Here is a 24520-nt window from a genome sequence, read left to right as displayed (position 1 = left end):
GCCTAGAGGGTGCTCTCGGATCTGCGCTCGTCGGTATCGGCGCCCTCGACTCCGACGCCGACCTGGATGCCGTCCTCCCCGACGACCCGATCGGCGACCGCGGTGAAGGCGGGCGAGCGGGAGACGACCACGGTGCGGTGCTCGCCTCGAACGGCCCGCAGACGGGAGGCGATCGCCGCCTCGGTCACCGCATCGACCGCGGTCGTGGGGTCGTGCAGCACGAGCAGCGGCGCGTCCTGCGCGAGCGCTCGGGCGAGAGCGACGCGCTGGCGCTGACCGCCGGAGAGCGCGGAGCCGCCCTCGCCGACGTCGCCGTCGAGACCGCCTGCAAGGATCGCGGCGAGCTCGGCGCAGCCCGAGGCCTCCAGGGCGCGGTGGGCGCTCGCGGGATCGACTCCGGGAAGCAGGACGTTGGCGCGCACGCTGCCCGAGAAGAGGTGGGCGGCGTGCGGTGCGACGAGGGCGCCGGGGTGCGTCGATCGAAGCCCGGCGAGGACGCGGTCGGCGCTCGAGCCGTCGACCGCGACGACGACGAGCTCTCCGGGGCGCACGTCGTCGACGAGCGTCCGCGCGAGGGGCTCGTCGGCGGCTCCGGTCTCGCGCAGCAGATCGAGGAGGCGCGCGGCGGACGCGGTCGCGGTCGCCCACCACGATCCCGCGTCCCGCGCCGCGTTCTGCAGCGGGTCGATCAGGAACTGGGTGAGCCCGACCACCGCGACGAACTCGCCGAGGCCGAGCTCTCCGGAGAGGGCGAGGAGAGCGGCGGCGACGGCGACGGCGGTGAGGAAGAGGCCGGTGGCCAGATCCATCACTCCGCCGAAGACGCCCTCGGCGCGCCTCGCCCGGACGGTGCTGAGCAGGGCCGCGCGGCTGGCGGTGCGGTAGCGGCGCGACGCCTCCTGCTCGGCGCCGATCCCGCGGAGGACGCGATAGCCGGCCATCAGATCGGCCGCCCGGCCGGCCGCCGCGGCCGCCGCCTCCTGCTCGTCGCCGCTGCTGCGTCGGAGACCCCGCCCGGCGAGCTCGGTCGCCCCGAGCAGCACGGGGGCGCCGACGAGCACGGCGAGACCGAGCGGCCAGGAGAGACCGAGCAGCAGCGCCCCTCCGAAGACCACCGCGGCCAGCTGGCCCACGGGGTGCACACCGATCTCGACGGCGCTGGAGAGCCGGTTCACATCGGAGGTGGCGAGCGAGAGGGCGACGCCGGGCTGGTCGGAGGCGCGGCCTCCACGGGCGGGACGCATGAGGAGGTGCTCGGCGACGAGCCCGCGGAGGCGGTGCTGGACGACGAGCATCCCGAGCTCGGCGAGGCGGGAGCCGAAGCGCCACGAGAACGAGAGCAGAGCGAAGTCGGCGGCCAGCAGGGCGAGCCAGAGCACCAGCTGCACGGGATCGCCGGTCGCGACGGCGCGCTCGATCGCCAGCCCCATCAGCACCGGGACCAGCGCCTCCCCGATCTGGTGGCTGACCGAGAGCGCGGTCGCCGGCACCGTGAAGCGGCGCGCGCCGGCGAGGACACGCAGGGTCAGCCGCAGGGGAGTCGTGGCGTGGTCGATGCGGAGGGGGCGCGCCTCGATCGGCTCGGGCGGCGCCTGCAGGAGGGGGCCGCGCGTCATCGGCGGGTGCCCTGCCGCTCACGGCCGATCGGCGCCACGAGCGGCGCCCCCGTCACCGGGTCGGGGATGACGACGCAGCGCAGCCCGAAGACGTGCTCGACGAGCTCGGCGGTCACGATCTCGCGCGGGGCGCCCTGGGCGACGACGGCGCCGTCCTTCACGGCGACGAGGTGCGTGCCGTAGCGGGCGGCCTGATTGAGATCGTGGAGCACGGCGACGAGCGTCGTGCCCTGCTCGTGCAGATCGGTGAACAGCTCCATGAGCTCGATCTGGTGGGCGATGTCGAGGAAGGTCGTCGGCTCGTCGAGCAGCATCAGCGGGGTCTGCTGCGCGAGCACCATCGCGACCCAGACACGCTGCCGCTGACCGCCCGAGAGCTCGTCGACGAGACGGCCGGCCAGCTCGGTGACGCCCGTCGCGGCCATCGCCGCGCCGACCGCCTCCTCGTCGGCGACCGACCACTGCCGCAGGAACCCCTGGTGCGGATGCCTCCCGCGCGCCACCAGGTCGGCGACGGTGATGCCGTCGGGAGCGAGCGAGGTCTGGGGCAGGAGGCCGAGCACCCGCGCCACCTCCTTCGGCTTCGAGGAGGCGATCGAGCGGCCGTCGAGCAGGACCTGGCCGGCGGTCGGGGCGAGGAGCCGGGAGAGTGCTCGCAGGAGCGTCGACTTGCCGCAGGCGTTGGGGCCGACGATCACCGTGAAGGAGCCGTCGGGGATCTCGAGCGAGAGGTCCCGCGAGATCACGCGGCGGTCGTAGCCGATGGTGAGGTCGACGGCGGCGAGGCGGGCGGTCATGAGCGTCTCCGAGCTTCGTGGAGGAGGAGTCCGACGAGGTAGAGGCCGCCGACGACGACCGTGACGACGCCGACCGGGAGGGACCCCGGGAGGACGTGCTGGGCGACGACGTCGGCTCCGAGCAGCACGAGGGCTCCGACGAGCGCCGACGGGACCAGCGCCACCCCTGCGGTGCGGGTGAGTCGTCGGGCGATCTGCGGGGCGGCGAGTGCGACGAACGCGATCGGGCCGGAGGCGGCGGTCACCGCGGCCGTCAGCGCGACGGCTCCGACGACGAGCAGCAGGCGGGTGCGCTCGACCGGGCTGCCCAGGGCCCGCGCGGCGTCGTCTCCGAGCTCGAGCTGCCGCATCGACCGGGCCAGCAGGCCGAGTCCGACCAGGGCTGCGGCGATCACGACGGCCGCGGGGAGCAGCTGGCCCCAGCCCACGGGGTTGAGCGAGCCGGAACCCCAGACGGACGCGGTCATCGCGATTTCCAGCTTCGCTCGGAGGACGAGGTAGGTGCTGAGCGCCTCGAGCATCGCCGAGACGCCGATGCCCACGACGATCAACCGGAAGCCCTGGACTCCGCGCCGACGGGCGAGGAGGTAGACCAGAGCCGCGGCGATCAGGCCGCCGACGACGCTGCCGGCGGCGACGGGCAGCGACCCCGCGCCCGCTCCGATCAGGATGATCACGACCAGGCCGCCGGCGTAGGAGCCGGAGGTCAGGCCGATGATGTCGGGGCTCGCGAGCGGATTGCGGGTGAGCGACTGGAAGACCGCGCCCGAGACGCCGAGCGCGGCGCCGAAGAGGACCGCGCCGAGAACGCGCGGGAGCCGCCACTCGAGGACGACCGTGCGGGCGATGCCGGTGCGCTGCCCGAGCAGGGCCGCCACCACGTCGGGTGCCGCGAGCCGCAGCTCGCCGAGGCCCAGGGCGACGACGGCGAGCGCGAGGACCGCGCCGGCGAGGGCTGCACCGACGAGGAGGGTGCGCCTGCGGAACCGCAGCGACAGCGGTCCGCTCCTCAGGACGACGACGCCTGTCACAGCGTGCTCGCCTTCGCACGGCGCACCAGATGGATGAGGACGGGAGCGCCGACGAACGCGGTGACGACTCCCGCGGGGATCTCGCCCGGCCACAGCAGGACCCGGCCGAGGACGTCGGAGAGCAGGAGCAGGGTCGGGGCGAGCACGATCGAGAGGGTGAGGATCCAGCGCTGGTCGGGACCGACGATCCAGCGGGCGATGTGCGGGATCGCGAGCCCGACGAAGCCGATGGGACCGGCGATCGCGGTCGCGGATCCCGCGAGGAGGGTGATCGCCAGCACCGACAGCAGCCGGGTGCGCCCGAGGCGCGTGCCCAGGGAGGCGGCGAGGTCGTCGCCCAGTCCCAGGGCTGTCAGTGATCCGGCGGAGGCCAGGGCGACCGCGACGCCCGCGACGACGAAGGGGAGCGCCGGGAGGACGACGTCGACGCCGCGCTCGACGAAGGAGCCGGCGTTCCACCCCCGGAGCTTCGTGAAGGTGACGGGGTCGAGCAGCATCATCGCCGTGGTGATGCCCGTCAGGACGGCGGCGACCGCGACCCCCGCGAGGGTGAGGCGGACGGGGTCCGGTCCGCCGCGGCCGACCGATCCGATGACCGAGACGACTCCGGTGACGACGAGGGCGCCGAGGAAGGCGAAGGGCAGGTACTGCACGGGAGAGCTCGCTCCGAGTGCGACGCCGATGGCGACGAACAGCGCGGCGCCGGCGTCGACACCGAGGATTCCCGGATCGCCGAGCGGGTTGCGGGTCAGCGCCTGGATGACGGCGCCCGCCACTCCGAGGGCGACGCCGACGACGAGACCCGCGACGGTCCGCGGGAGGCGGAGGTCGACGACCACCTGATCGGCGGTCGAGCCGTCGTAGGCGGTGAGCGCGTGCCAGAGCTCTGCCGGGCCGAGGTGGTTCGAGCCGACGGCGACGCTCAGCACCACGGCGGCGAGGAGCGCGGCGAGTGAGAGGGCGAGGCCGGGACGGCGGCGTCGACCGACGGTCGGCACCGCCGCTCCGGCCTCGAGGAGACGGGTCACGGAGGCGTCAGCCCTCGATGCTCTGCGGCGCCTCACCCGCGACGGCATCGACCAGGCGCGGCGTGAGCTGGTCGAGGACGTACTTCTGGCTGAGCGGCGTGAGGAAGTAGATGGCGCCCGCGAGCTCGGGGTCGGTGAAGACGGCGTGTCCGCCGGTGACGGCTCCGAGGCTCGACGTGGTGCCGAACCCGAGCAGCTCGTCGACGCTCTCGGCCGACTCCGTCGCGAAGACGACGACGTCGGCATCGATGAGGCCCACGTTCTCGGGCGAGATCTGAGCCTGACCACCCTCCTCGGGCACGTACTCCTCGAGTCCCGGGGTGATGGTGAAGCCGAGGTCCGTCAGGAAGTCGGTGTTGAGACCGTCGGGGTAGACCCAGAGGTTCCCGTCCCACGGGCCGCCCTGCGAGAACGTCGCGGTGAGCCCGGCGAACTCGGGGTGAGCGGCAGCGGCTTCGGCGTAGGCGTCCTCGACGCCCGCGATGAGCGCCTCCCCCTCGGCGGAGCGGCCGACCGCGGTCGCGACCTGGCGGGTCTGGTCCTGCCAGCTCGAGAAGTAGAGGCCCGAGCCCTCGACGCTCGTGACTGTGGGGGCGATCTCGGTGAGCTTGTCGTACATCTCCTCGGTCATTCCGGCGTTGGTGCCGACGATCAGGTCGGGCTCGAGGGAGGCGATCTTCTCGTACTCGGGTCCGTCGGTCTGGTCGAGGACGGTCGGCTCGGCGTCGCCGAGCAGATCGGTCGCCCACGGCCAGACGGCGTACGGCTGCTCGCCGTACCACTCGGTGGTGGCGATGGGAGTCACGCCGAGCTCGAGCAGGATGTCCTGCTCGGTGAGACCGACGACCACGACGCGCTGCGGCTCGGCCGGGATCACCGTCTCGCCGTACTGGTGCTCGAGCGTCACCGGGAAGGAGTCGCTGGGCTCGGTGGTGTAGTCGGGGTTCTCGGCGCTCGCCGTGGCGGCGGCCGAGCAGCCGGAGAGGGCGGCCACGCTCAGGGCGAGCGCGGCCGAGGCGGCGAGGAGGCGGGGTGCAGGGGTCATGACTCTTCCGGGATCGGTCGGACGGGGGAGGCGGTCGTCAGGTTAGCCTTGCCTTACCACGCTCGCCATCGCCGCGAGCGGACATCGATCCGGAAGGGAGGACACGACCGTGTCCGTCCGAGAGCATCCGCAGTCCGTTCGCGCCGCTGCGGCCGGATTCGATGTCGCCGAGGGGACATCCGCCGTTCTCACCGCATCCCGCTCGAGAGTCGTGCGCGGGACCGGGTTCGACCCGCATGTGCACCAGGAGGATCAGCTCGCATGGATGGCCACGGGGTCGATGGAGCTCGGCGTCGTCGGCGACCGGTGGCACCTCCGCCGCGAGCACCTGGCGTGGATCCCCGCCGGGGTGCCGCACGAGATGACCTTCGTCGAGCCGGGGGATCTGATCAGTGTCTACGCGGCCCCGTCTCTCCGGCCGGCCGGAGAGCGCTGGGAGCGTGCGCGGACGCTCCGTCTCGAGGACCTGGCCGGCTCGCTGATGCTCCATCTCGCCGACGCCGACCCCTCTCCGGTGCGGCGCCGGCGCTGCTGGCTGCTGCTCGGCGAGCTGCTCGGTGAGGCGCCGGACCAGGATGCCGCTGTGGCGCTGCCGCGTGATCCCCGGGCACGATCGGTGGCGGCCGCCCTGCTCGAGTATCCGGCCGATCCCCGTGAGCTCGCCGACTGGGCCGCCGAGATCGGGGTGAGCAGCAAGACGATCGCGCGGGCGTTCTCGGCCGAGACCGGCAGCACGTTCCGCGAATGGCGGGTGCGGGTGCGGATGCACACCGCAGTGGGGATGCTCGTGCGCGGTGATGCGGTGCAGACGGTCGCGCCCGCGGTCGGCTACGACTCGGTGAGCAGCTTCATCGCCGCGTTCAGGGCACGGCTGGGGACGACCCCCGCGGTGTATGCCGCGCGGGCCCGCGGATAGCTGCCGCCCTCCTCTTCTTCTCCCCTCGCCTCGGTGGTCGCGCGGGTCTACCCTTCGACGCATGCACAGGATCTTCACGACCAGCGTGGCCTCGGTGTATCCGCACTACGTGGCGAAGGCCGAGCGGCGGGGTCGGACCCGGGCCGATGTGGATGCGGTCATCGAGTGGCTGACCGGGTACTCCGACGCCGAGCTGCGGAAGCACCTCGAGGACGGGACGACCTTCGAGGACTTCTTCGCGTCGGCGACGATGAACCCGAGATCGGAGCTGGTCACGGGAGTGATCTGCGGGATCCGCGTCGAGGAGGTGGAGGATCCGCTGATGCAGAAGATCCGCCGGCTCGACAAGCTGGTCGACGAGCTCAGGACCAGCCGATCGATGGAGAAGGTGCTGCGCGCCTGACTCGTGCCGTCTCGGTCAGGCGCCGGATGACTCGGAGCCCGCGCTCCCGCCCGGTGCGGGCGGACCGCGGCGTCGACGGACGGCGACGACGATCAGGGCGACGACTCCGATGACGACGAGCCAGGGGAGCAGGAACCCGATGCCGATCAGGGCGCCGTTCGCGGCGGCGATCAGGCCGTTCCAGCCGGCGAGGAGGCCGTCGAGGAAGCCGGCCGGTTCGGCGGAGGTGGGGGAGGACTCCGGGACCGCGGTGACCGTCAGAGAGGCGAGGGACACCTGGCTCTCGAGGACCGTGAGCTGCTGCTGGGAGGACTCGAGCGAGGCCTGGCGGTCGGCGAGCGCGGACTCGGCGGCGAGGAGATCGGTCAGGCTGCCGGCCTGGGCGATGAGCTCGGTCAGCCGGTCGACGGAGGCCTGCGCCGAGTCGACCTGCGCACGGAGATCGATGGCCTGCGTCGTGACGTCGGTGCGGCTGATCGAGCTCGCGGTCACGGTGCCGAGGGACTCCAGGGAGTCGCGGGCCTCGGCCAGACGATCGGCGGGCACGCGGAGGGTGATGACTCCGGACCCGTCGGGGACGGGCGCGGGGAAGGACGGGTCGACGGCCATCGTGTCGGTCGTCGCCTGCAGGGCCGAGGTGGTCGAGCTCTCGACGTAGCCGCCCAGGGTGGCGGCGGAGGCGGTGAGCGCCTCGAGTGCGTCGGGGACCGAGGGGACCTCGAGGGTGGCCGACGCGGTCGAGACGATCCCGCGAGTCGAGGAGTCTCCTGCGGCAGCCTCGGGCGCTGCCTGGGGGTTCGACTCGTTGCCGCTGCCGGCGAAGGCGGGCGCCTCGTCGGCGGCCGAGGATCCGGCGCTCGACGACGAACCGATGCTCGCCGAGCCGAGGGTGGGGCCGATGACCACGGCGAGGACGAGGAGACCGGCGGCGACGCCTCCGAGGGTCGCAGCACGGCGACGGCGGGCCGACCGGGCCGCGCGCGACGTCGCGATCGAGCGGAAGACGCGTGCCTCGAGGGCGGAGACCCGCCCGTCGTCGAGGGGCGCGAGGGTGAGGGGATCGGTCATGGCTGCTCGGCTCCTCGGAAGTCGTCGACCACGAGGCGCAGACGGCGGCGCACCCGGGACAGGCGGTTGCGGACGGTGGCGTGCGAGACGCCGAGGGTCGCGGCCGCCTCGTCGTACGCGCGACCCTCGGTGGCGCAGAGGCGGAAGATCGTGCGATCGAGATCGGCGAGACCCTCTGTCTCGCGCAGGATCGCCTCGGTGAGCGCCGCTGTCACCATCTGCTGCTCGAGGTCGTGGGGCGAGGCGAGGTCGTCGTCGGCCTCGACCGTCCTCTCGCGATCGCGGCGGCGGGACCGAAGGCGGTTGGCGGCCTCGAAGCGGCAGATCGTGACGAGCCACGGCAGCAGCGAGTCGCTGACGAGCTCGAGCCCGCCCAGCTTGCTCCAGGCGACGACGAACGTCTCCTGTGCGACGTCCTCAGCCTCGCCCGCATCGCGGAGGATGCCGTGCGCGAGCCAGTAGACCGGCCGGATGTAGGCGCGGTAGAGGCTGCGGAAGGCGAGCTCGCTGCCCGCGGCGGCACGGCGCACCAGCTCCGCGTCGGTCTCGTGGACACCTGTCACATGCTCTGCGCCTACCGATCGCTCTGTCGTCACGACTCCACCTCCTCTCGCCCTCACTCTGACAGTGTCGAAGCGAGGGCGATCGTCTCAGAGACGTCTCGAGTCGGATGGAGCGCTCGTCAGCTCGGGTGGACGATCTGCTGCAGCGCCCAGGTGTTGCCGTCGGGGTCGGCGAAGTAGACGAACTCGCCCCAGGGCTGCGAGTCGATCTCGGACACCTCCGCGCCGCGCGCTCGGAGCTCGGCGTGCGCCTCCGCGGCGTTCGCGACGACCATCTGCAGCCCCTTCTGCGAACCGGGCACCATCTCGGTGATGCCGATGCCGATCACGATCGAGCACGCCGACCCGGGAGGGGTCAGCTGCACGAAGCGCAGCCCCTCGTGCACCACCTGATCGTGGTCGGCGACGAAGCCGATGGTCTTCACGTAGAAGTCCTTCGCGCGGTCGACGTCGGTGACCGGTACGGGGATCAGTTCGAGTCTCATGTCCATGGTGTTCTCCTCGGTGTCGTGCCGGAGCGGGGTGTGGCCCTCCCGATGTTCTCGAGAGCGACGGTACGACCCCATCAGGTCGCTTCCTGTCCTGATCGGCGAGCAGAATCGGCGCATGTCCCGGACGACCTCGCGCGTGCTCGCGCTGCTCGACCTGCTGCAGACCCACCAGCAGTGGACGGGACCTGTGCTCGCCGCTCGTCTGGGGGTGACGGAGCGGACGCTCCGGCGCGATGTCGAGCGCCTCCGCGAGCTGGGGTACGAGGTCGTGGCGGCGCGCGGGGCGTCCGGCGGGTACCGGCTCGAGGCCGGTGCGCGGGTGCCGCCCCTCCTCCTCACCGACGACGAGGCGGTGACGGAGGCGGTCGGGCTGCGTCTCGCCGCCGACGAGGGCCTCGAGGACGGCGAGCGGACCACGCTGAGTGCGCTGGCGAAGTTCGAGCAGGTGCTCCCGGCGGCCCTGCGGGAGCGGGTGAACGCCGTGAGCCGGCTGCAGCGGTGGCGGCGGCCTCGGGCGACGGCGGTGCCGCAGGAGCTGCTGGGCCGGCTGGCGCTCGCCTGCCGCGATCAGGAGCGGATCCGCTTCCACTACACCGCCGCCGATGGGGGCGAATCGGATCGTCTGGTGGATCCGCACGCGGTGGTCTCGACTCGGCAGACGTGGGTGCTCGTCTGCTGGGACCTGCGGCGGGAGGACTGGCGGACGTTCCGGCTCGACCGGATGAGCGGCGTCGTCGGCACGCGGGTGCGGTTCGAGGCGAGGGTCGGCCCGGAGGCGGCGGTCGAGACGCCGGGCGAGGGGCGGCTCCGTCTGGACGTCGTGCTGTCGCTGCCGCTCGAAGAGATGACGGCGCTGCTCGGGCGGTGGTCGGCGGGTGCGGTCGCGGTGGACGAGCGCCTCACACGGTGGCCGGTCGACGCCGAGACGGCGGAGGGACTGCTCTCGGCGCTCGTGTGGATCCCGGCAGGAGTGCAGTACCGGCTGGAGGGAAGCCCTGAGGTGATCGCCGAGGTGTCCGGTGCGCTGGAGCGGCTGATCGGAGAGCTCGCGAGAGCGGCTCGAGGCTCCTCCCCAGGGCCTTCCTGATACCGACTCTCCACTGATCCGGGGGTTATCCACCCGCGCCCAGCGCCGACCGACGACCGTGGCAGCCATGACACGACACTTCCACTCCTCCGCTCGCGAACCCGAGCTGGTCCACGCCGGCGACATCGCCGATCTGCTCGCCGTCGTCCCGTCGATGATCGGCATGAGACCCGAGAACTCCGTGGTCGTCGTGCCCTTCCTGGGCACGCGAGCCGTCAGCGGCTTCCGGCTGCCGCTCCCCGCGCGACTGCGTCGGATCGAGACGCAGGCTCTGGCTCGCGGTTGCATCGAGGTGATGAGGGCGGTCCCGGAAGCGGACGCGGCACTGGTCGTCGTCTACACCGACGCCTCGTACGAGCAGGCACGGGGCATCCCACTGCTGGATCTGGGCCGCGCGATCCTCCGACGGCTCGAGAGGACCGGGCTGGGTATCGTCGGAGTGGCCTGCGTCGCCTCGGACGGCTGGGGGCGGTACAGCATCGCCGCCGAGAGCCGCGCCCCGCGGTCGCCCGCCGAGATCGACTCCAGCGAGGCGGGGATCCTGGCGCGGGCGTCGGCTCCCGACGCGCTCGACACGACCGAGCTCGCCGAACTGCCGGAGGTCACGGACGCCGACCGCGCCGTCGTCGCCGCGATCCTCGACCGCGGGCCCGGGGCGGTGCGCGACGCGGTCTCGATGGTGGAGCGCTGGCTGATCTCGCCGCCGGCGGCCGGACGGGACGGCGGGATCATCCGGCTGCTGCAGGCTCCCGCCCTGCGGGATCAGGTCACGGTCCAGATCGCGCTCGGCAGGGCGGCGGGGGAGGAGGCCCGGCGGCTTCAGCGCAGGCTCGAGGCCGTGCAGAGGAGCACCGGTGAGACGGTCGACGAGATCGTCCAGCGGGAGTCGGCCGCCGGCGAGGCCGACGATCACGACCGCTCGTCGGCCGCCCTGCTGATGGGGACCGGAGACGGCCCCGTCCGCGCCCGGGTCGAGCACGCGACCGCGGCACTGGCCCGTCTCGCTGCTCTTGCGCCACGGGAGGCGCGGCCACCCGTGCTCACCGTCCTCGCCTGGTGCTGGTGGGCGCTCGGAGTGTCGAGCCTGGCCGCCGCGCACCTCGAATCGGCTCTGACGATCGATCCCGGCTACTCGATGGCGCGGCTCTACGCCACGGTCTTCTCGTACCGGACGCTGCCCGACTGGGTCGTCGGCGCGGCCTCCCGGTCGCTCGTCGCCGCGTCCCAGCGGGCATGAGCCGGCCCACGGACGTGGAGCGCCCGTGCCACTCGGAGGACGAGTCGTGAGAGGAGAGGCCCGCTACTCCGCGCGAGTCCTGCTCACGAGGAGCGCTCCCGCGTGGCGGCCCGCAGACGCTCGCCGCCGTCGGGCAGCACCGCGAGCAGCGCCCGGAACTCGGCGTCGTGCGCGTCCTGGATACGGGGGATGTCGAGCGGGCGATCGGTCAGCGTCTTGGCGTACCCGTGCAGGACGACGACCTCCGGAGGCTGCGTGGTGTCGAAGAGCGGCGTGTAGCCCGCGGTCAGGTAGAGGCGCTGCGCCTCGGGCTGGAGCGGACCGGTCGTCAGGTAGGCCGTCGCGTAGCCGAGACGGCGGGCCTCGGCCTCGAGCTCGGCGACCACGCGGAGGGCGAGCCCCTGGCGACGGTGGGCGGAGGAGGTCCAGATGCGCTTGAGCTCGCAGGTCGTCTCGTCGAACACCTTGAACGCGCCTCCGGCGATCGCGATCCCGTCGCGCAGCAGCAGCACGAACGCGCCCGTCGGCGGGGCGAAAGCGTGGATCGGGTACCTGCTCAGCTCGGTCGAGGCGGGTCCGCCCCAGGTGGTCCCGTACCGGGTGTCGTACTCGAGCTCGAGCTCGTCGAGCAGCGGTCGCGCGCGCGGGTCGTCGGCGCGGACGTGCACGAAGACGTCGGTCGACGCCCCGGCGTCAGGCGCGGACATCGGAGGGTCGGGTCGCCGCAGAGGCCGCATCGCGGAGCGCGACCTCGGCTCGCACGAGCGGGATCACCTGGCGGCCGAAGTCGACCGCGTCCTCGAGGTAGTCGTAGCCGCGGGCCGAGATGATGTCGACGCCGAGATCGACGTAGTCGAGGAGGGCCGCCGCGACGGTCTCGGGAGTGCCGACGAGTGCGTTCGAGTTGCCGCGGGCTCCTGCGGCGGCACCCGCCTTCGTCCACAGGGCGCGGTCGTAGCGCTCGCCGGAGGCGGCGATCGACAGGAGGCGCTGCGAGCCGGTGTTCTCAGGAGCGCCCAGCCCGGCCGGCGCGACCTCGCGGTTCCGCGCCTCGATGCGGCCCAGGATCCGCTCCGCCTTCTCCCACGCCTGCTCCTCGGTCGCACCGAGGATCGGCCGGAAGGCGACCTGGATGCGCGGTCGGCTGCTGCGACCGGCTCGCTCCGACGCCTCCGTGACGCTGCGGATCTGCTCCGCGGTGTCGCGCAGAGGCTCGCCCCAGAGCGCATAGACGTCGCTCTCGGCGGCACCGACCTCGAGTGCCGCCGGCGACGAGCCGCCGAACGAGATCTGGGGGCGCGGCTGCTGGACGGGCCAGACATCGCTGACGAACCCCTCGAAGCGGTAGTGCTCACCGCTGTGGTCGAAGGGCTCGCGGGAGGCCCAGACCTGCTTGAGGATGCGGATGTACTCGGCCGTCCGCGTGTAGCGCTCGTCCTTGGTCAGGAAGTCGCCCTCAGCCGCCTGGTCGGCATCCGAGCCTCCGGTGATGATGTGAATGCTCAGGCGGCCGCGGCTCACCTGGTCGAGGGTCGCGAAGGCCTTGGCCGCCACGGTCGGGTACGAGATGTTCGGCCGGTGCGCGAGCAGGAGCTGCAGGCTCTCGATGTGCGACGCGACGAAGGTCGCAGCGACGGTGGGGTCGGGAGCGCCGGAGTGGTACGCGAACAGGATGCGGTCCCAGCCGCTCTCCTCGTGCGCGGCGGCGAGACGCAGGGTGTACTCGGGATCGAAGCTCGCCCCACTGCGCGCGCGAGTCTCACTGCCGTCGTTCAGTGCGGCCATGCCGAGGAACTCGATGGGCACCCGGAGCTCCTCTCGGTCGACGGCAGGGGGTCGGCCGCCGCACTGCGGAGCAGTGTGCGCGCGGTCTCCTCGGAGGCTACACAGTCCATGCGGTGGTCGCGGAGGCGCCCGGCGTCACGCGCCGTCACACGCCGGTGCACTCCCAGCACGAGCGGTCATCGTGGGGGCATGTCAGCGCCCAGGGACGCCCGCCGGTCCCTCGTGATCGTCGGCGGCGGCCCGCGGGCGGCCGGTGTCCTCGAGCGGATCGCCGCCAACGCGACCGACCTCGAGCCCGGGCCCCTCGTCGTGCACATCGTGGATCCGCACCCCGCCGGCCCCGGACGCATCTGGCGCTGGGAGCAGTCGCCCCTGCTGACGCTCAACTCGCTCGCCGCCGACGTCACCATGTTCACCGACTCGAGCGCGACCATAGACGGGCCGGTGCTGCCCGGTCCCTCCCTCCTCGAGTGGGCCGAGCAGGTGCGATCGGGGCGGACGACTCTCGACGGCGGCGACGAGCGGGTGCAGCGCGAGATCGAGACGCTCCGGCCCGGCAGCTTCCCGACCCGGCGGCTCGCGAGCCTGTACCTGCGCTGGTTCCACGAGAGGGCGGTCGCGGAGGCTCGGAGGCACGGCATCGTGGTGCGCGAGCACCGAGGTCGGGTGGTCGAGGTCGGGGGAGGCGCCGAGGCGACGCAGACGGTGCTCCTCGACTCCGCAGTGGCGATCCCGGCCGACCTGGTGCTGTTCTCGCTCGGGCACAGCGGGGCGGTGCCCTCCGACGACGAGCGACTCCTGCTCGACGCGGCCCAGCGGCATCGGCTCGACTACCTCCCGCCGTCGTTCACCGCCGACGCCGACCTGAGCACTCTCGCGCCCGGCCGCGAGGTGATCGTGCGCGGCCTCGGACTCGTCGCCGTCGACCTCGTCGTCCTGCTCACCGAGGGGCGCGGGGGCCGCTTCGGCCGCGACGAGGAGGGACGCCTCCACTACCGGCCATCGGGTCGCGAGCCGCGCCTGATCATGGGCAGCCGGCGAGGGGTGCCGCACCACTCGAAGATCGGGTCGACGCTGCAGGGCGCCGCGCCGGATCTGAGATGGTTCACCCCCGCCGTCGCGGAGCGACTGCGGTCGATCGGCCGCCCGCTCGACTTCGCCGACGACGTCTGGCCGCTGATCGCCCAGGAGATGCTCTGGGGCTACTACCGGGAGCTCTTCACCGGTCATCCCGAGCGGGTGCGCGGGAGCTGGGCCGACTTCGCCGCGGTCTTCGAACGGCTCGACCCGAGGGCGTCGGTGCTCGCGGGCTCGCTCGGACCCGACCCCGATGCGCCGCAGGGCTACGCGGTGCCGGTGCTCGGGGCCGACATCGAGCGCGTACTCGCGGACGCCCGCACTCTGACTGCGCTGGTCGACGACCTCGTCCCCGGGAGGATCGACCGGCTGTTGCTCCCCGACCTCGACCGGCCCCTCGCCGGTGCCCGCTTCGCGGACGGGGCAGCACTCCAGGAGGCGGTGCGAGCGCACCTCCGTGACGACCTCGCCCTGCGCACGCGGCAGGAGCACAGCGCCACGCTCGGGCTCTTCCTCGCGCTGCTGCGCAGCCACTTCCTCTTCGTCGACCTCACCGCCGCCGCCGAGTGGACGCCGCGATCACGGCTCGAGGATCTGCACGGCTGGTGGCTCGGCTGGTTCTCGTCGATCGCGAGCGGGCCGCCCGCGCACCGTCTCGAGGAGCTCCTCGCCCTCTCGGAGGCGGGGGTGGTCGAGTTCCTCGGGCCGGGCATGAGCGTCGCAGTGGTGGAGGGGCGCTTCGTCGCGACCAGTACGGCGTCCGACAGGATCGTCGTCACTTCCGCGCTGATCGACGCCCGCCTGCCGCACGCCGGAGTCTCGACCAGCGACAACGCCGTGCTCCGCGCGCTCGTCGCGGAGGGCGGGGCGCTGGAGGAGATCGTGGACCTCGGCGACGCCCGCGCCTCGACCGGGCGGCTGCTGGTGCACCAGGACGACACGCTGCTGCGCTCCGCGACGGGTGACCGCTCGGGGCGGAGGTACGCGATCGGCCCGTACACCGACTCGCCGTTCGTCGGCGCCTTCGCGCGGCCGGACACGAACGCGGTCTCGTTCCGCGAGAACGACAAGGTCGCGCGGGCGCTGCTGGGGCGCCTCCGGGATCTGGAGCGGAGGACGGACGGCGCCCCGGAGGACTGAGCGGCGATCCCGCTGCGCGAGAGGCCTCGTGGCGAGGCCGACCGTGCAGGCGGCTACGGCATCCGGGTGAGGTCGGCGGCGTACGCGGCGACGGAGCGCTGATAGCGAGGGAGGGTCGGCACGAGCGCTTCGAGGGCGACGCGCAGCGCCTCGTCCGATCGGCCCGCGCTGTGCAGTGCGAGTGCGAGGAAGACCTCGCGAGCCGCGCCGATGGCGGGATGGGGAGATGCGGCGGTGAGGAGGGCGACCGACTCCTCGGCGCGTCCGAGAGTGCGCAGGGTGGAGGCGTACTGGATGATCAGGCGCGCGAGGCGCTCGCCGTCGAGGCCGGCCGCGAGTGCGCGCTCGTACTCGAGTGCCGCCTCGGCCTCGTGCCCGGCGCTGTCGAGAGCGCCGCCGAGCTCGAAGTGGGCAGAGCCGTCGGAGCCGGGGAACTCCTCGGCGAGGACTCGCATGCGGGTGAGGACGTCCTCGGGGTCGGCGAGGGTCCAGAGGTCGTCGACGGAGCGCTGCCAGGCGGCGGTGGGGTCGGAGGTCATGCTGCGACGCTAGCGGGGGTACTCGTGCACCCGGTCTGCTGGAGCAGGCGGGTCTCGATACGCCCCCTGCGGGGGCTCCTCGACCAGCAGAGGGTCGGCAGGCCCGGGAGGGCGCGCTGCTCAGCGGGCCCGCGCGGTCAGGCCGTGCCGTCGGCAGCCGAAGTGGGGGAGTCGGGCGAGGTGGGGGAGTCGGGCGAGGTCAGCGGCGCGGCACGGCGGCCGACCTCGATCGCGGCCGTGGAGGCGGCGGCTCCGGCGACGAGGGCGAACAGCGCCCAGCCTGCGCCCCACTTCTTCTTGCCGAGCAGCGCGTCGAACGAGAGCGCTCCCGGTCCGTCGGCGACGATCGCGGCCGACGCGGCGACCAGCAGGCCGTTGAACTCCCAGCCGCCCCCCGCGTTCCACAGGCCGTTGCTCCAGTGCACCTTGCGCACGGCGGTGACCATGGTCGCGATCAGGCCGGCCGCGGCGAGGGGCGTAGCGGCTCCGAGGACGAGGGCGGCACCTCCGGCCGTCTCGGTGACCGCGGCCGCGAGCGCGTTCCGCCGCGGCGGGTGCATCTCGAGGCTCTCCATCATCTGCTGGGTGCCGTCGAGACCGGGACCGCCGAACGAGCCGCGGAGCTTCTGCAGGCCGTGGCCGAGGAAGAGTCCGCCGACGGCGAGACGGAGAATGAGCGAGCCGACCTTCATGGTGACCTCCGGGGTAGCGGGACGTGTGAACCGAGCGTGGCTCCGGCGACGCAGTCGGTCAAGGGCTCGCACGCGCGGGAATCGAGCAGTACGCAGGGCTGCGGTCAACCGGTTGGCCTCCTATGATCGGAGCAGATCGACTCGAAGGAGAGAACGCATGACCGGTCGCCTCACTGGCAAGAACGCCCTCGTCACCGGAGCCGGCTCCGGCATCGGTCGCGCCGTCGCCGAGCGCTTCGCGCGGGAGGGCGCCCGCGTCGCCTTCACCGATCGCGATCTCGCCGCGGCCGAGAGCGCCGCCTCCGCGTTCCCCGACGCCGTCGCCGTCGCGCTCGACATCGCCGACGAGGCGAGCGTCGAGGCCGCGTTCGCGCGGCTCGCCGACGAGGGGCGCTCGCCCGACGTCGTCGTCGCCAACGCGGGAGTCCAGCTGTTCGGCCAGGATGCGAAGATCGCGGACCTCGACCTCGACGTGTGGCGGCGCACGATCGACATCAACCTCACCGGCACCTTCCTCACCGTCAAGCACGCCGTGCGCGCCCTGCGCGGCCGCGGCGGCTCGATCGTCCTCACCGGCAGCCCGACCGGGCTCAACGGCGAAGGCCAGGACTTCACCGCCTACAGCAGCTCGAAGGCGGGCATCCACGGTCTGGCCCGCACGGTCGCCGCCGCCTACGCGAGCGAGGGCATCCGGGTCAACACCGTCGTGCCCGGGTACACCGAGACTCCGCTCGTGACCGCGATCTCGGGAGACGCCGACGCCCGCGCCGCCATCACCTCGCGCATCCCGCTCGGCCGCCCCGGCTCGGCCGAGGACGTCGAGGGGATCATGGTCTACCTCGCCAGCGACGAGTCCAGCTACGCGACCGGAGCCCTCTTCCGCGTCGACGGCGGCATGACCACGCTCTGAGGATGGCCGCGATCCGGATCCTGACGGCGGAGCCCTCCGTCCCCGTCGATCTCCTGCTCCCCGTCGAGCGGGACGAGCAGCTGATCCGTGCAGGGCGCTGGTCGCTGCGCCTCTCCGACGGCCGCCTCGACGACCTCCGCTACGGCACGGCGCTGATCCTGCGCGGCATCCGGTTCGTGGTCCGTGACCGCGACTGGGGCACGCTGCCGACCACGCGCACGACCGCCGTCGCGGCGGCGGGCGGGCTGCTCATCGAGGGCGAGTCCTCCGACGGCGCGGCGAGGGTGCACTGGACGCTGCGGGTCGGAGTCGAGGACTCGGTGCTGAGCGTCGCTCTCGAGGCGGTCGCGGCCTCCTCGTTCCTCCGCAACCGGCTCGGCCTCGTCGTGCTGCACGCTCCGTCAGTGGCCGGTACGCCGTTCGAGGCGCGCCACCCCGACGGGTCCGTGGAGTCGCTCTCGTTCCCCGAGCGCATCGCACCGCACCAGCCGGCCCGCGACCTCGCGGGGCTGTCGTTCACCGTCTCGGACGTGCCGGTCGAGCTCTCGTTCGAGGGCGACGTGTTCGAGATGGAGGACCAGCGCAACTGGACCGACGGCTCGTTCAAGACCTACTCCACCCCGCTCGACCTGCCCTTCCCGGTGCGGATCACCGCGGGTGACACCGTCCACCAGAGCATCCGCGTGACCTGCGGTGCGGCGCCGCGGCCGGCCGAGCAGCGCGAGCCCGCCCCCGAGAGCGCCGCGGTGGTCGCCGTGAGCATCGGAGGTGCGGCGCATCCGCTCCCCGAGATCCGCACGGCCGCGTCGAGTGCTCCGTCGTCGGATCGCTCACGGCACCGGAGCCTCCTCGGACTGCTCGTCGAGGTCGACCCGCGCTGGGCCGGATGGCGCGCGGCGCTCGAGCGGGCCGTGCACGACGCTCCGGGAGCGGTCGACCTGCGGATCGTGGCCGCCGCCGCGGACGATGTCGACGCAGTCCTCGACGCGCTCGGCGACACTCCGCTCGCGCGCGTCGGCGTCTTCGCCGCGGAGGGGCACCGGAGCGAGTCGGAGCTGCTCGAGCGGGCACGCCGGGCCGCTCGGGAGCGCGACGCCCAGGCGATCGGCGGCGTCCGCTCGCACTTCACCGAGCTCAACCGGGGTGCGGAGGCGCTGGCCCCGCTCGATGCGCCCCTCGCCTTCAGCATCACGCCCTTCATGCACGACCGCTCGGGACACCAGCTCGTCGAGTCCCTCGCGCAGCAGCGCGCCGTGGTGCAGGAGGCGCGCCGGATCGCCGCTGGACGCCGCCTCCACGTCGGCCCCGTCACCCTCGGCGCGCGGATGAACGCGGTCTCGACCTCGCCGTTCGACCCGGGCGACGAGGACATCGAGCGCTCCGGCTACGGCCCGCAGAACGTGCCGGGCGCGACCGATGAGCGGCAGTCGTCGCCGTCGCTCGCGGCCTGGGTGGTCGGCAGCCTCGACGCGCTCGCGCAGGAGGGTGTCGACTCCCTCGCCTACTTCGAGCAGTGGGGACCGCGCGGCGTCGCCGGGCGCGACGGGCTCGCACCGGCCGGCCGAGTACTCGAGTGGGCCGCCGAGCTGAGCGGCGCGCTACGCCGCGAGGTGCACGCTCCGGGCCTCGCGGCGCTCGCGGCGGGCACCGTCGTCCTCCTGGGCAACCTCGGTGGCGAGGCGGTCGAGGTCGCGATCGACGGAGTCGTCGAGTGGCGTCGCGCGGGCGGCGGCGGTTCCGAGGAGGGCGCGATCCGGCTCGCTCCGGGGGACGCCGTCAGGATCGAGCTCGCGGCTCAGCCGAGCAGCGTGTAGGTCGACGCCTCCATGAACACCGTGTCGTCGGTGCACACCTCGATCGAGGCCGGCGCGCGGACGGCGGCGTTCACCGCATCCACGACCTCGGCGACGAGGGAGGCCGAGGTCGCGACGGGGCAGCCGTAGGCGCCGGGCGAGTGCCAGGTCACGCGCACGTCGGCCTGCCCGGAGGGGATCAGCGAGAGCAGTCCGCCGGGGTTCGGGCCGGTGGCGGCGGCGACCGCTCCGAGCCGGACCCCGTCGGCATCCGTCGCGTAGACACCGGGGATGCCCGCGAGCGTGCAGGTGACGGCGGTGGTGTTGGTGAAGACGAGGTCGAAGGCGCTGCTGCCGGCGCCGGACGCGTCGGGGTCGGGCCGGTACTCGAGCGCGAGGTCGGCCCCCGTGCAGCGCACGGTCGAGGGTGCGACGCTCGGCTCGGGCGGGACGCTCGGCTCCGGGGCCGCGGTGGGCGGCGCCTCCGTGGCGGTGGGGGAGGGTGCGGGAGTCGACGAGGGCGGGGGAGCCGGCGTCGCTGTCGCCGTCACCGTCGGAGTCGGCAGCGGTGTCTGCGACGAGGCGACATCGGAGCGACCCGCGCATCCGGTGAGGAGAAGCACGGTCGCCACGGCGGCGATCGCGGCGGTGCGGCGCAGGATCGGGCTCATCACCCGATCCTGCCACCGCGCGTCAGCTCCCGGTATCGGCGAGGCGCCGGGAGGCGGTGCTCATGTGCGACTCCATCGCGCGGGCCGCGGCGGCGGGGTCGCCCGCCTCCAGGGCCTCGAGCACGGCGCGGTGCTCGGTGAACGCATCCAGAGCCTGCTCGGGGCTGCTCAGCGCGCGCTCGACCCAGAGCCTCAGCAGCGAGCGGATCGTCTGCAGCAGATCGCGCAGCACCACGTTCCCCGAGCTGAGCGCGATCTGCAGGTGGAAGCGCACATCGGCGTCGACGAACACGCTCATGTCGTCGAGGTGCGACTCCATCGCGGCGAGGTGAGCGCGCAGCTTCTCGAGGCCCTCGGCGTCGATCCGGATCGCGGCGAGCATGGCGGCCTGGATCTCGAGGCCGCTCCGCACCTCGATGAGCTCGGCGGTACGCCCCGCCGACAGCATGAGCCCCCAGCTGAGCGTCGTCGGCAGCAGCTCGGAGGTGCTGTCGCGGAGGTAGGTCCCCGAGCCCGGGCGCACCGAGACGATGCCGAGGATCTCGAGCGCGGCGAGCGCCTCGCGCACGGCCGAGCGGCCGACTCCGAGGCTCTCGGCGAGCTGGCGCTCGGGGGGCAGCCGCGAGCCGGGCACGAGGTCACCTCGGGTGAGGAGGGAGGTGAGCTGCTTCGCGACCTCGGCGACCGCCGTCCCGCGGGGCAGGGTCTGCAGCTCGAGGCGCACGAGGGACGGATCGTCTTCGGGGTACGCCGGCATGCCCCGACGCTAGCAACCGCCGACCCCACCCTCCGGCAGCCACGCGAGATGCGAACCGGTTGACAGGAGATCGGGGGAAGGAGCATCATCTAATTGGTCAACCGGTCAGCCAATTGCGATGCAGACCGAGACCCCAACACAGTCGTTGACACGGATCAGGAGATCGACGTGGACCTTCCCCCTCAGACCGGCAGCCGGCAGACCGCCGACGCCGCCGTCGAGAAGAGCACGATCAGGAAGATCTCGGTGCGCCTCGTACCGTTCGTCGCCCTGATGTTCTTCATCAACTACCTCGACCGCACGGCAATCGGCTTCGCCGCGCCGAACGGCATGGAGGCGGACCTCGCGCTCTCGGCGGCCCAGTTCGGCTTCGCCTCGGGCGTCTTCTTCATCGGGTACATCCTGCTGGAGGTGCCGAGCAATCTCGCGCTGCACCGCTTCGGCGCCCGCCGCTGGCTCGCCCGGATCATGGTCAGCTGGGGCATCGTCGCGCTCCTGTTCACCTGGGTGCAGAACTTCGAGCAGCTCGTCGTGCTGCGCTTCCTGCTGGGAGTCGCGGAGGCCGGCTTCTTCCCGGGCGCCATCCTCTTCCTCAGCCTCTGGGTCCCGGCGAAGCACCGCTCCAAGATCCTCGCGCTCTTCTACCTGGCGCAGCCGCTCACCACGGTCATCGGCGCCCCGCTCGCGGGTCTGCTGATCGAGCAGGACGGCATCTTCGGCCTCGAGGGCTGGCGCTTCATGTTCCTCGGCGTCTCGGTCCCCGCGATCATCGTCGGCCTCATCGCCTGGTTCTACCTCAAGGACAAGCCCTCCGACGCCAAGTGGCTGACCCGCGAGGAGCAGGTCTGGCTCACCACCGCGCTGCAGCGCGAGGAGGACGTCAAGACCAAGGGCGTCACGACGCACCCCAGGATGTCGTCCGCCTTCAAGAGCGGCCGCGTCTGGATGCTGAGCTTCGTCTACTTCGGCTTCATCTACGGCCTCTACGCGCTCGCCTTCTTCCTCCCCACCATCATCGAGGGCTTCCAGGAGCAGTACGGCACGACCTTCGGCATCTTCGAGAAGGGCCTGATCACGGCGATCCCGTACGTGCCCGCCGCCATCGCGCTGTTCCTCTGGTCGCGCGACGCCTCCCGCCGCGGGGTCCGCACCTGGCACATCGTCATCCCGGCGATCGCCGGCGGCCTCAGCATCCCGCTCGCCCTGTTCGCCGGCTCGCCAGCGGCGACGATCGCGGTCATCACCGTCACCGCGATGGCGATCTTCTCGGCGCTGCCCAACTTCTGGACCTTCCCGACCCGCTTCCTCACCGGAGCCGCGGCGGCCGCGGGCATCGCGCTCATCAACACGGTGGGCAACCTCGCCGGCTTCTCGGCCCCGTACATCACGGGTGCCCTGAAGGACGCGACCGGCGGCTACGAGGTGCCGATGTTCATCGTCGGGTTCTTCCTGCTGCTCTCGGCCCTGCTGATGTCGCTGCTGGCCCGCAAGTACAAGGACGCGCCGCTGGACGCGCCGAGCGTCGACGTCATCGCGCACTGACCGTCCGCCTCCACCGCCGACACGACACCGAACAGGACCGAACGCATGACCCGGCTCTACAACGACCCGTCCGACTTCGCCGACGAGATGATCGACGGCTTCGTCGCCGCGAACCGCCGCTTCGTACGGCGGGTGCAGGGAGGCGTGGTGCGCTCCACCGCGAGCGCACCCGGCTCGGTCGCCCTGGTCGTGGGCGGCGGCTCCGGCCACTACCCGGCGTTCGGCGGGCTGGTCGGGCAGGGCCTCGCGCACGGGGCGGCGATGGGGAACCTCTTCGCCTCGCCGTCCGCGCAGCAGGTCCACTCGGTCGCGAAGGCGGCCGAGCTCGGCGGCGGCGTGCTGCTCAGCTACGGCAACTACGCCGGCGACGTGCTCAACTTCGACGCGGCCGAGCGGCGCCTGCGCGACGAGGGGATCGACGTGCGCACCGTGACGGTGACCGACGACATCTCGAGCGCGGCGCCGCACGAGAAGCACAAGCGCCGGGGCATCGCGGGCGACCTCACGGTCTTCAAGGTCGCGGGAGCCGCAGCGGAGGAGGGAGCGTCACTCGACGAGGTCGAGCGGATCGCCGCCCTCGCCAACGAGCGCACCCGGTCGTTCGGCGTCGCGTTCTCCGGCTGCTCACTGCCCGGAGCCTCCGAGCCGCTGTTCGAGGTGCCCGAGGGCCGCATGGCGGTCGGCATGGGCATCCACGGCGAGCCCGGCATCCGCGAGGACGACGTGCCGACGGCCGACGGCCTCGCCGAGCTGCTGGTCGAGTCGCTCCTCGCCGAGCGGCCCGACGGGGTCGAGGAACTCGACGGCGCCCGCCTCGTCGTGATCCTCAACGGGCTCGGCTCGGTGAAGTACGAGGAGCTCTTCGTCGTCTACTCGGGCGTCGAGCGGCGCCTGCGCAGCCACGGCATTGAGGTGCTCGAGCCAGAGGTCGGAGAGCTGGTCACGAGCTTCGACATGGCGGGCGTCTCGCTCACCTTCTTCTGGGTCGACGACGAGCTCGAGCGGCTCTGGGCGGCCCCGGCCGAGACCCCCGCCTACCGCAAGGGCGCCGTGCTCCCCGCGGCACTGATCGAGGACGCTGCGGAGGAGACCGCCGGGCCGGTCGCGATCGCCGAGGCGTCCGACGACTCCCGCGCCGCCGCCACCACCGTGCTCGCCGCCCTCGAGGCGACCGAGCGCGTCATCGACGAGAACGCCGACGAACTCGGCCGGATCGACGCGGTCGCCGGAGACGGCGATCACGGGATCGGGATGCAGCGCGGGGTGCACGCGGCCGTCGCGGCGGCCCGTGCCGCGCTCGAGGCCGGCGCCGGCTCGGGGACCGTGCTCGCCCACGCGGGCGACGCCTGGTCCGACCGCGCGGGAGGCACCTCAGGAGCCCTCTGGGGGGCCGCGCTCGACGCCGTCGGCGCTGCCCTCGGCGATGCCGATCACCCCGCCGCGGAGTCGGTGCTCGCGGGAGTCGAGAGGGCGCGGACCGCGATCCTCGCCTTCGGCGCGACTCCGGGGGACAAGACCATGGTCGACTCGCTCGTGCCCTTCGCCGACGTGCTCGGTGCACGGATCGGCGCCGGCGCACCGCTCGCCGAGGCCTGGGGTGACGCCGCCCTCGCCTGCACCGAGGCCGCCGCCGCCACCGCGCAGCTGCTGCCGAAGATGGGGCGCGCCCGGCCGCACGCCGAGAAGAGCCTCGGCACGCCCGACGCGGGAGCGCACTCGCTCGCGCTGATCGTCACGGCCGTCGGCGTCGTGCTGACCGCCTCCGGCACCGGCGCGTAGCGTCGATACCGCCCCCCTTTTCAGAACAGCACGAGGAGAACACTCATGAGCGCACCGTTCCGCCTGGTCGTCGGCTCCGACGACGCCGGCTTCGACTACAAGCAGATCATCAAGGCCGACCTCGAGAAGGACCCGCGCGTCGTGAGCCTGGTCGACGTGGGCGTCGACGCCGAGTCGCACACCCCCTACCCGAGCGTCGCCATCGCGGCCGCCGAGATGGTGGCCCGCGGCGAGGCCGACCGCGCGATCCTGATCTGCGGCACGGGGCTCGGAGTCGCGATCGCCGCGAACAAGGTCGCCGGCATCCGCGCCGTCACTGCGCACGACTCGTTCTCGGTCGAGCGCTCGATCCTCTCGAACGACGCACAGGTGCTCTGCATGGGCCAGCGCGTCGTCGGTATCGAGCTGGCTCGCCGCCTCGCGAAGGAGTGGCTGGGCTACGAGTTCGACACGTCCTCCGCCTCCGCCGAGAAGGTGCGGGTCATCGAGGCGTACGAGGCCGGGCACCCCGCCGACGGGGTCGCCGCGTCGTGCTGACCACGGCCGCGGGGCC

24 protein-coding genes are annotated in these 24520 nt (G+C 72.8%); 10 read left to right on the top strand and 14 right to left on the bottom strand.

Going from position 1 to position 24520, the window contains the following annotated elements:
• Positions 1 to 2 precede the first annotated feature (2 nt).
• From ASG06_RS14165 to ASG06_RS14145, 5 genes are read right to left on the bottom strand one after another with little or no spacing between them, the layout of a single operon-like run.
• The gene (locus ASG06_RS14165) at positions 3 to 1616 is read right to left on the bottom strand and encodes an ABC transporter transmembrane domain-containing protein (protein ID WP_056043440.1); all 1614 of its coding nucleotides are present in this window, start codon (positions 1614 to 1616) and stop codon (positions 3 to 5) included.
• Complete coding sequence (locus ASG06_RS14160) at positions 1613 to 2413, bottom strand: ABC transporter ATP-binding protein (protein ID WP_056043438.1); 801 nt, start codon at positions 2411 to 2413, stop codon at positions 1613 to 1615. The genes ASG06_RS14165 and ASG06_RS14160 overlap by 4 nt, the downstream gene beginning before the upstream one ends.
• Positions 2410 to 3444, bottom strand: coding sequence for a FecCD family ABC transporter permease (locus ASG06_RS14155; protein ID WP_056043435.1), 1035 nt, complete (start codon positions 3442 to 3444; stop codon positions 2410 to 2412). The genes ASG06_RS14160 and ASG06_RS14155 overlap by 4 nt, the downstream gene beginning before the upstream one ends.
• Positions 3441 to 4472 carry a FecCD family ABC transporter permease gene (locus ASG06_RS14150; protein ID WP_231727747.1) on the bottom strand — a complete coding sequence of 344 codons (1032 nt, stop codon included), beginning with the start codon at positions 4470 to 4472 and terminating at the stop codon, positions 3441 to 3443. Before ASG06_RS14150 ends, ASG06_RS14155 begins: the two co-directional genes overlap by 4 nt.
• 7 nt (positions 4473 to 4479) lie before the next feature.
• Entirely contained in the window at positions 4480 to 5517 is a 1038-nt protein-coding gene (locus ASG06_RS14145) for an ABC transporter substrate-binding protein (protein WP_056043432.1), read from the bottom strand.
• A gap of 109 nt (positions 5518 to 5626) precedes the next feature.
• On the opposite strand from ASG06_RS14145, the gene ASG06_RS14140 reads away from it, so the two are divergent.
• A complete protein-coding gene (locus tag ASG06_RS14140) occupies positions 5627 to 6433 on the top strand; it encodes a helix-turn-helix domain-containing protein (RefSeq protein WP_056043419.1) in 807 nt (268 codons plus the stop codon).
• 61 nt (positions 6434 to 6494) lie between these two features.
• A complete protein-coding gene (locus tag ASG06_RS14135) occupies positions 6495 to 6836 on the top strand; it encodes a DUF2200 domain-containing protein (RefSeq protein ID WP_056043416.1) in 342 nt (113 codons plus the stop codon).
• A 15-nt stretch (positions 6837 to 6851) separates the two neighbouring features.
• Here ASG06_RS14135 and ASG06_RS14130 read toward each other — a convergent pair whose 3' ends face one another.
• The 3 genes from ASG06_RS14130 to ASG06_RS14120 form a co-directional block, all read right to left on the bottom strand.
• Entirely contained in the window at positions 6852 to 7904 is a 1053-nt protein-coding gene (locus tag ASG06_RS14130; protein ID WP_056043413.1) for a DUF4349 domain-containing protein, read from the bottom strand.
• Positions 7901 to 8467, bottom strand: a complete 567-nt coding sequence (locus tag ASG06_RS14125; protein ID WP_056043410.1) for an RNA polymerase sigma factor — start codon at positions 8465 to 8467, stop codon at positions 7901 to 7903. Before ASG06_RS14125 ends, ASG06_RS14130 begins: the two co-directional genes overlap by 4 nt.
• Positions 8468 to 8586: 119 nt before the next feature.
• Positions 8587 to 8958 carry a VOC family protein gene (locus ASG06_RS14120; protein WP_056043407.1) on the bottom strand — a complete coding sequence of 124 codons (372 nt, stop codon included), beginning with the start codon at positions 8956 to 8958 and terminating at the stop codon, positions 8587 to 8589.
• Positions 8959 to 9073: 115 nt separating this feature from the next.
• Here ASG06_RS14120 and ASG06_RS14115 point away from each other — a divergent pair, with 115 nt between their 5' ends.
• Entirely contained in the window at positions 9074 to 10045 is a 972-nt protein-coding gene (locus tag ASG06_RS14115; RefSeq protein ID WP_056043404.1) for a WYL domain-containing protein, read from the top strand.
• A gap of 67 nt (positions 10046 to 10112) precedes the next feature.
• Positions 10113 to 11282 carry a DUF4192 family protein gene (locus tag ASG06_RS14110; RefSeq protein ID WP_056043402.1) on the top strand — a complete coding sequence of 390 codons (1170 nt, stop codon included), beginning with the start codon at positions 10113 to 10115 and terminating at the stop codon, positions 11280 to 11282.
• 83 nt (positions 11283 to 11365) lie between these two features.
• Here the strand turns inward: ASG06_RS14110 and ASG06_RS14105 are convergent, their stop codons facing one another.
• On the bottom strand, positions 11366 to 11989 hold the full coding sequence (locus ASG06_RS14105; protein WP_082499244.1) for a GNAT family N-acetyltransferase: 624 nt from the start codon (positions 11987 to 11989) through the stop codon (positions 11366 to 11368).
• The gene (locus ASG06_RS14100) at positions 11976 to 13088 is read right to left on the bottom strand and encodes an LLM class flavin-dependent oxidoreductase (protein ID WP_056043399.1); all 1113 of its coding nucleotides are present in this window, start codon (positions 13086 to 13088) and stop codon (positions 11976 to 11978) included. The genes ASG06_RS14105 and ASG06_RS14100 overlap by 14 nt, the downstream gene beginning before the upstream one ends.
• A 168-nt stretch (positions 13089 to 13256) precedes the next feature.
• Here ASG06_RS14100 and ASG06_RS14095 point away from each other — a divergent pair, with 168 nt between their 5' ends.
• Entirely contained in the window at positions 13257 to 15284 is a 2028-nt protein-coding gene (locus ASG06_RS14095) for an FAD/NAD(P)-binding protein (RefSeq protein WP_056043396.1), read from the top strand.
• 53 nt (positions 15285 to 15337) lie between these two features.
• Here the strand turns inward: ASG06_RS14095 and ASG06_RS14090 are convergent, their stop codons facing one another.
• Together ASG06_RS14090 and ASG06_RS14085 are read right to left on the bottom strand one after the other, a co-directional pair.
• A complete protein-coding gene (locus ASG06_RS14090; protein WP_056043393.1) occupies positions 15338 to 15823 on the bottom strand; it encodes a tetratricopeptide repeat protein in 486 nt (161 codons plus the stop codon).
• A 137-nt stretch (positions 15824 to 15960) separates the two neighbouring features.
• The gene (locus ASG06_RS14085) at positions 15961 to 16515 is read right to left on the bottom strand and encodes a DoxX family protein (RefSeq protein WP_082499243.1); all 555 of its coding nucleotides are present in this window, start codon (positions 16513 to 16515) and stop codon (positions 15961 to 15963) included.
• Between the two features lie 157 nt (positions 16516 to 16672).
• On the opposite strand from ASG06_RS14085, the gene ASG06_RS14080 reads away from it, so the two are divergent.
• Complete coding sequence (locus tag ASG06_RS14080; protein WP_056043390.1) at positions 16673 to 17425, top strand: SDR family NAD(P)-dependent oxidoreductase; 753 nt, start codon at positions 16673 to 16675, stop codon at positions 17423 to 17425.
• Between the two features lie 2 nt (positions 17426 to 17427).
• On the top strand, positions 17428 to 19239 hold the full coding sequence (locus ASG06_RS14075) for a hypothetical protein (RefSeq protein WP_056043387.1): 1812 nt from the start codon (positions 17428 to 17430) through the stop codon (positions 19237 to 19239).
• Here the strand turns inward: ASG06_RS14075 and ASG06_RS14070 are convergent.
• Both ASG06_RS14070 and ASG06_RS14065 read right to left on the bottom strand, forming a co-directional pair.
• Positions 19221 to 19889: a DUF4232 domain-containing protein gene (locus ASG06_RS14070; RefSeq protein ID WP_056043384.1), complete on the bottom strand. Its 669-nt coding sequence runs from the start codon at positions 19887 to 19889 to the stop codon at positions 19221 to 19223. The two genes, ASG06_RS14075 and ASG06_RS14070, sit on opposite strands and share 19 nt — an antisense overlap.
• 22 nt (positions 19890 to 19911) lie before the next feature.
• A complete protein-coding gene (locus ASG06_RS14065) occupies positions 19912 to 20646 on the bottom strand; it encodes a FadR/GntR family transcriptional regulator (protein ID WP_056043382.1) in 735 nt (244 codons plus the stop codon).
• Positions 20647 to 20919: 273 nt separating this feature from the next.
• Here ASG06_RS14065 and ASG06_RS14060 point away from each other — a divergent pair, with 273 nt between their 5' ends.
• Genes ASG06_RS14060 through ASG06_RS14050 form a run of 3 tightly spaced genes read left to right on the top strand, consistent with a single transcriptional unit; the run spans position 20920 to position 24504 of the window.
• The gene (locus ASG06_RS14060) at positions 20920 to 22188 is read left to right on the top strand and encodes an MFS transporter (protein WP_197409430.1); all 1269 of its coding nucleotides are present in this window, start codon (positions 20920 to 20922) and stop codon (positions 22186 to 22188) included.
• 45 nt (positions 22189 to 22233) lie between these two features.
• Entirely contained in the window at positions 22234 to 23967 is a 1734-nt protein-coding gene (locus tag ASG06_RS14055) for a dihydroxyacetone kinase family protein (RefSeq protein WP_056043374.1), read from the top strand.
• Positions 23968 to 24012: 45 nt separating this feature from the next.
• Entirely contained in the window at positions 24013 to 24504 is a 492-nt protein-coding gene (locus ASG06_RS14050) for a ribose-5-phosphate isomerase (RefSeq protein WP_056043372.1), read from the top strand.
• The last annotated feature ends 16 nt before the right edge of the window (positions 24505 to 24520 follow it).

Origin of the sequence: Rathayibacter sp. Leaf185 (assembly GCF_001423885.1) — a bacterium.
GTDB lineage: Bacteria > Actinomycetota > Actinomycetes > Actinomycetales > Microbacteriaceae > Rathayibacter.
The sequence above is the reverse complement of the archived record's forward strand: the minus strand, read 5'-3'. Positions and strand labels throughout refer to the sequence as shown.